This window comes from Escherichia sp. E3659 (assembly GCF_005781135.1).
Classification (GTDB): Bacteria; Pseudomonadota; Gammaproteobacteria; order Enterobacterales; family Enterobacteriaceae; genus Escherichia.
This window is the reverse complement of record NZ_VATQ01000027.1, coordinates 215,634-221,981: the sequence shown is the minus strand read 5'-3', so window position 1 is coordinate 221,981 and position 6,348 is coordinate 215,634. Positions and strand designations below refer to the sequence as shown.

8 protein-coding genes are annotated in these 6,348 nt (G+C 50.5%); all 8 read right to left on the bottom strand.

Features of this window, described 5'->3' with window-relative positions:
* On the bottom strand, positions 1-1,142 hold a 1,142-nt coding region (gene tuf / locus FEK47_RS18790; protein WP_001533644.1), incomplete at its 3' end, for an elongation factor Tu.
* Between the two features lie 70 nt (positions 1,143-1,212).
* Complete coding sequence (fusA, locus tag FEK47_RS18785; RefSeq protein WP_000124701.1) at positions 1,213-3,327, bottom strand: elongation factor G; 2,115 nt, start codon at positions 3,325-3,327, stop codon at positions 1,213-1,215.
* Between the two features lie 96 nt (positions 3,328-3,423).
* On the bottom strand, positions 3,424-3,894 hold the full coding sequence (gene rpsG, locus FEK47_RS18780; RefSeq protein ID WP_001138043.1) for a 30S ribosomal protein S7: 471 nt from the start codon (positions 3,892-3,894) through the stop codon (positions 3,424-3,426).
* Positions 3,895-3,990: 96 nt separating this feature from the next.
* A complete protein-coding gene (rpsL, locus tag FEK47_RS18775) occupies positions 3,991-4,365 on the bottom strand; it encodes a 30S ribosomal protein S12 (RefSeq protein WP_000246815.1) in 375 nt (124 codons plus the stop codon).
* 125 nt (positions 4,366-4,490) lie between these two features.
* Positions 4,491-4,778 carry a sulfurtransferase complex subunit TusB gene (tusB, locus tag FEK47_RS18770; RefSeq protein ID WP_130217612.1) on the bottom strand — a complete coding sequence of 96 codons (288 nt, stop codon included), beginning with the start codon at positions 4,776-4,778 and terminating at the stop codon, positions 4,491-4,493.
* Positions 4,779-4,785: 7 nt separating this feature from the next.
* On the bottom strand, positions 4,786-5,145 hold the full coding sequence (gene tusC / locus FEK47_RS18765; RefSeq protein ID WP_130208919.1) for a sulfurtransferase complex subunit TusC: 360 nt from the start codon (positions 5,143-5,145) through the stop codon (positions 4,786-4,788).
* Positions 5,145-5,531 carry a sulfurtransferase complex subunit TusD gene (gene tusD / locus FEK47_RS18760; protein ID WP_135487156.1) on the bottom strand — a complete coding sequence of 129 codons (387 nt, stop codon included), beginning with the start codon at positions 5,529-5,531 and terminating at the stop codon, positions 5,145-5,147. Before tusD ends, tusC begins: the two co-directional genes overlap by 1 nt.
* A complete protein-coding gene (locus FEK47_RS18755; RefSeq protein ID WP_000091466.1) occupies positions 5,531-6,253 on the bottom strand; it encodes a transcriptional regulator in 723 nt (240 codons plus the stop codon). The genes tusD and FEK47_RS18755 overlap by 1 nt, the downstream gene beginning before the upstream one ends.
* Between the last annotated feature and the right edge of the window lie 95 nt (positions 6,254-6,348).

Below are 6,348 nucleotides of genomic sequence, written 5' to 3'. Positions count from 1 at the left end.
CCGCCTTCACGGATTGCGAAACGCAGACCGTCGTCCATCGCGATCGGGTGGATCAGGGTAACAACCATTTTGATGTTGTCGCCCGGCATTACCATCTCTACGCCTTCCGGCAGTTCGATGGTACCAGTCACGTCAGTAGTACGGAAGTAGAACTGCGGACGGTAGCCTTTGAAGAACGGAGTATGACGGCCGCCTTCATCTTTGGACAGAATGTACACTTCAGATTCGAACTTGGTGTGCGGCTTGATGGTGCCCGGCTTAGCCAGTACCTGACCACGTTCGATTTCTTCACGTTTGATACCACGCAGCAGAACACCTACGTTCTCACCAGCACGGCCTTCGTCCAGCAGTTTGCGGAACATTTCAACGCCAGTACAGGTAGACTTCTGAGTCTCTTTGATACCAACGATTTCAACTTCTTCACCAACTTTGATGATACCGCGTTCTACACGACCGGTAACAACGGTACCACGACCGGAGATGGAGAATACGTCTTCGATCGGCAGCAGGAACGGCTTGTCAATCGCACGCTCTGGTTCCGGAATGTAAGAATCCAGGAAGCCAGCCAGCTCCAGGATTTTCGCTTCCCACTCTGCGTCGCCTTCCAGCGCTTTCAGAGCAGAACCACGAACGATCGGAGTGTCGTCGCCCGGGAAGTCGTACTGAGACAGAAGTTCACGAACTTCCATTTCAACCAGTTCCAGCAGCTCTTCGTCATCAACCATGTCACATTTGTTCAGGAACACGATGATGTACGGAACGCCTACCTGACGACCCAGCAGGATGTGCTCACGAGTCTGCGGCATCGGGCCGTCAGTCGCAGCAACTACCAGGATCGCGCCGTCCATCTGAGCAGCACCAGTGATCATGTTTTTAACATAGTCGGCGTGCCCCGGGCAGTCTACGTGTGCGTAGTGACGGGTCGGGGTGTCATATTCAACGTGAGAAGTGTTGATGGTGATACCACGAGCTTTTTCTTCCGGCGCGTTATCGATCTGGTCGAATGCACGAGCAGCACCGCCGTAGGTTTTAGCCAGTACGGTGGTGATTGCAGCGGTCAGAGTAGTTTTACCGTGGTCAACGTGGCCGATAGTACCAACGTTAACGTGCGGTTTTGTACGTTCAAATTTTTCTTTAGACACGGCTATATTCCTTACTATAGTGCTCTCCCCTTCAGGAGAGAGCACGGGACTTTGGTATTAACCCTTAGGCTTATTTACCACGGGCTTCAATTACGGCCTGAGCAACGTTACTCGGCGCTTCATCATACTTCAGGAATTCCATGGTGTATGATGCACGACCTTTGGTCAGAGAACGCAGCTGAGTTGCGTATCCGAACATTTCAGACAGCGGTACTTCAGCGTGGATCTTAACGCCAGTAACTTCAGATTCCTGACCTTTGAGCATACCACGACGACGGCTCAAGTCACCGATAACGTCACCGGTGTTCTCTTCTGGAGTTTCTACTTCAACCTTCATGATCGGCTCAAGCAGAACTGGTTTCGCTTTCTTAAAGCCTTCTTTAAAGGCGATAGAAGCAGCCAGTTTAAACGCCAGTTCAGAGGAGTCAACGTCATGGTAAGAACCGAAGTGCAGACGAACACCCATGTCTACTACCGGGTAGCCTGCCAGCGGACCTGCTTTCAGCTGTTCCTGGATACCTTTATCAACGGCCGGGATGTATTCGCCAGGGATTACACCACCTTTAATGTCGTTGATGAACTCGTAGCCTTTCGGGTTTGAACCCGGCTCCAGCGGGTACATGTCGATAACAACATGACCATACTGACCACGACCACCAGACTGTTTCGCGTGTTTACCTTCAACATCGGTAACTTTCTGGCGGATAGTTTCACGGTAAGCAACCTGCGGTTTACCTACGTTCGCTTCAACGTTGAATTCACGCTTCATACGGTCAACGATGATGTCGAGGTGCAGTTCGCCCATACCCGCGATGATGGTCTGGTTAGATTCTTCGTCAGTCCATACACGGAAAGACGGGTCTTCTTTAGCCAGACGGCCCAGAGCCAGACCCATTTTTTCCTGGTCAGCTTTGGTTTTCGGTTCAACTGCGATGGAGATTACCGGCTCAGGGAATTCCATACGTTCCAGAATGATCGGCGCATCCGGGTCACACAGGGTGTCACCAGTGGTTACGTCTTTCAGACCGATTGCAGCAGCGATGTCGCCCGCGCGAACTTCTTTGATCTCTTCACGTTTGTTAGCGTGCATCTGAACGATACGACCGAAACGCTCACGTGCAGCTTTCACGGAGTTCAGTACGGTATCACCAGAGTTAACCACACCGGAGTAAACACGGAAGAAGGTCAGGTTACCAACAAACGGGTCGGTAGCGATTTTGAACGCCAGTGCAGAGAACGGCTCGTCATCACTTGCGTGACGTTCAGCCGGAGTGTCTTTACCGTCGTCCAGGATACCGTTGATCGCAGGTACATCAACCGGGGATGGCAGGTAATCAATTACCGCATCCAGCATCGCCTGAACACCTTTGTTCTTGAACGCAGAACCACAGGTTACCAGGATGATTTCGTTGTTCAGAACGCGCTGACGCAGAGCACCTTTGATTTCTGCTTCAGTCAGTTCTTCACCACCCAGGTATTTTTCCATCAGCTCTTCAGAAGCTTCAGCTGCGGATTCGATCAGGTTCTGGTGCCATTCGTTAGCCAGTTCAACCATGTCTGCCGGGATATCTTCGTATTCGAAGGTTACGCCCTGGTCAGCGTCGTTCCAGTTGATAGCTTTCATTTTCACCAGGTCAACAACACCGGTGAAATGTTCTTCAGCACCAATCGCCAGCTGCAGCGGAACCGGGTTCGCGCCCAGACGGGTTTTGATCTGGTTAACAACTTTCAGGAAGTTCGCACCCATGCGGTCCATTTTGTTAACGAACGCAATGCGCGGAACTTTATATTTGTTTGCCTGACGCCATACGGTTTCAGACTGCGGCTGAACACCACCAACTGCGCAGTAAACCATTACCGCACCATCGAGAACACGCATGGAACGTTCTACTTCGATTGTGAAGTCAACGTGCCCCGGGGTGTCGATGATGTTGATGCGATGCGGCTCATACTGCTTAGCCATACCAGACCAGAATGCAGTAGTTGCAGCGGAAGTGATGGTAATACCACGTTCCTGCTCCTGCTCCATCCAGTCCATGGTTGCAGCGCCGTCATGAACTTCACCGATTTTATGGTTTACACCGGTGTAGAACAGAATACGTTCGGTAGTAGTGGTTTTACCGGCGTCGATGTGCGCACTGATACCGATGTTACGGTAGCGTGCGATGGGTGTTGTACGAGCCATTTGTTTCCTCGTTTATCTTTTAGGCGTTCAATTTAAGTAGCCCAAAGCGGGCTGCTTACTGGAAGCGCCCGCCTGGTGACTAAAACTCCGAAGGGATTACCAACGGTAGTGTGCGAACGCCTTGTTGGCTTCGGCCATACGGTGAACGTCTTCACGTTTCTTAACTGCAGTACCTTTGTTTTCTGCAGCATCGGAAAGTTCGTTCGCCAGGCGCAGAGCCATGGATTTATCACCGCGTTTACGAGCAGCTTCAACGATCCAACGCATTGCCAGAGCATTACGACGAACCGGACGGACTTCAACTGGTACCTGATAAGTAGAACCACCAACGCGGCGAGACTTAACTTCTACAGTCGGGCGCACGTTTTCGAGAGCTACTTCGAATGCTTCCAGTTCAGATTTACCAGAGCGCTGAGCCAGGGTCTCCAGCGCGCTGTATACGATAGATTCGGCAGTAGATTTTTTACCATCTACCATCAGGATATTTACAAATTTAGCCAGCAGTTCTGATCCGAACTTCGGATCCGGAAGAATTTTACGCTGACCAATGACGCGACGACGTGGCATGGAAATACTCCGTTGTTAATTCAGGATTGTCCAAAACTCTACGAGTTTAGTTTGACATTTAAGTTAAAACGTTTGGCCTTACTTAACGGAGAACCATTAAGCCTTAGGACGCTTCACGCCATACTTGGAACGAGCCTGCTTACGGTCTTTAACGCCGGAGCAGTCAAGCGCACCACGTACGGTGTGGTAACGAACACCCGGGAGGTCTTTAACACGACCGCCACGGATCAGGATCACGGAGTGCTCCTGCAGGTTGTGACCTTCACCACCAATGTAGGAAGTCACTTCGAAACCGTTAGTCAGACGAACACGGCATACTTTACGCAGTGCGGAGTTCGGTTTTTTAGGGGTGGTAGTATATACACGGGTACATACGCCACGTTTTTGCGGGCATGCTTCCAGCGCAGGCACGTTGCTTTTCGCAACTTTGCGAGCACGTGGTTTGCGTACCAGCTGGTTAACTGTTGCCATTAAATAGCTCCTGGTTTTAGCTTTTGCTTCGTAAACACGTAATAAAACGTCCTCACACAATATGAGGACGCCGAATTTTAGGGCGGTGTCGAAAAGGTGTCAAGAAATATACAACGATCCCGCCGTCACCAGGCCATCTGGCTGGTGTGCTTAACCGTAAGTCTGACGAAATCAGTATAGTCAATCGGGATGATATCGTTCGAAATTTGAGCAGTCAAACCGCGGGCAATGAGGTCTTCGTTCAGGGCATAAACCTTAATGGGGGCATTACGCAGACTTTCAAGGTAGCGGTTGCCGTCAACTGCGGCAGTTACGCCATCCTGTAATAACAGCAGTTCGTCGCCCTCACTGAGCAGACGCAGCAGCGCAGGAAAATCTGTCAGCCAGGGAGAGCGATGTAATGTGTGCAACATGTACGCCTCAAAATTTCAAAATAACATCGTAGTTGGCGAGTTCGCGGCGTAAGGCATCTGCTTCGAGCGGCGTGGCTTCGACAACAAAGGGTGTCTGCGGATCTAACCCTCGTTCGCGCAGAGAAGCCGCACAAACCCAGCACTGTTCAATGTCATACAGACCCAGCAATTTAAAAGTGGCAATGTAATCACGCGCCAGCACCGCATCGGGCTTTTGTCCTGGCAGAAGCTGAAAAACGCCATCGGCGATAAAGAAGACGGCGAGATCGTCAGTTAAAGCGGAAGTTGCGAGTAAAGCATCTAATCCCTCGCGACCAGCCGCGGTGCCATGAGGCGCAGTAGAAAAGACAAACGCTATTCGTTTCATCAGAACTGTACCACCCTGTCACAGGTTAGCGAGGCTTCTGCCAGAGCGCCAAGTCCGCTTAAGGTAAATCCCGGCTGAAGGTTTGACGAGGCCAGCCCCAGTCTTCCAGCTTCAGTTTCATCGACGATACCGCGGCGTAACGCTGCCGCCACGCAGATATTCAGCGCCACACCATGTTGCGCGTTCAACTGTTGCCAGCCGCGCACAAGGTCAAATTCGTCACTTGCCGGAGAAGTTAACTGGTTAGCGTTATAGACCCCTTCCCGGTAGAAAAAGACGCTACTCAACTCATAGCCTTCTGCTATCAGCGCCTGTGCAAACTGAAAAGCACTACTCGCCTGTTGCGTTCCGTATGCTGGCCCGGTCACCACGATGGCAAAACGCATTACTTATCTTGCCCCTGGAAATCACCGCTCTTGAACTGACGGATATAGAGATAAACAGTATGTTTGGAGATGTTGAGACGATCAGCAACCTGGTTGATCGCATCTTTGATATCGAAAATGCCTTTCTCGTAAAGATTCAAGACGATTTGACGATTTTTGGCGTTATTAGAAACATTACGATCGGCGTTCACTTCTTCAATGGTGAACTCCAGTGTTTGGGTAACCAGATCTTCAACCGAAGACGCAAAGTTGACACTTGAACCGACGTCCGGGGTTTCTGGCGGCACAAAAGTGCTCATAATCTGCGAGAAGGGAACATCAAGATTCATATTGATGCACAGCAGACCAATTACACGCTGTTCGCGGTTACGAATCGCGATGGTCAGGGACTTCATTAATACGCCGCTTTTGGCGCGAGTAAAGTAGCATTTAGAAACGCTGCTATCCGCTCCCGTCATGTCGTGCAGCATACGCAGTGCCAGATCGGTAATTGGCGAGCCAATCTTCCGGCCTGTATGTTCGCCGTTGGCAATACGAATGGCTGAACATTTTAAATCCTGCAAAGAGTGCAAAACGATTTCACAGTGGGAACCAATGAGCATCGCTAACCCGTCCACCACCGCTTCGTAGGATTTCAGAATATCAAAATCGGTCTGGTCGAAAGGACGTTGATCCAGTAAATCCAACTCACTGGTTTCGTTGGTTAAAAGCGACCTGGACATGAAAAAAAACACTCCTTTTCAGGAGCCTGTCGTTAACTTTTCAGGGCAGGCTCATTAATGATGCGGGTAATTAAATTAATACAGCGGAGGTTCCG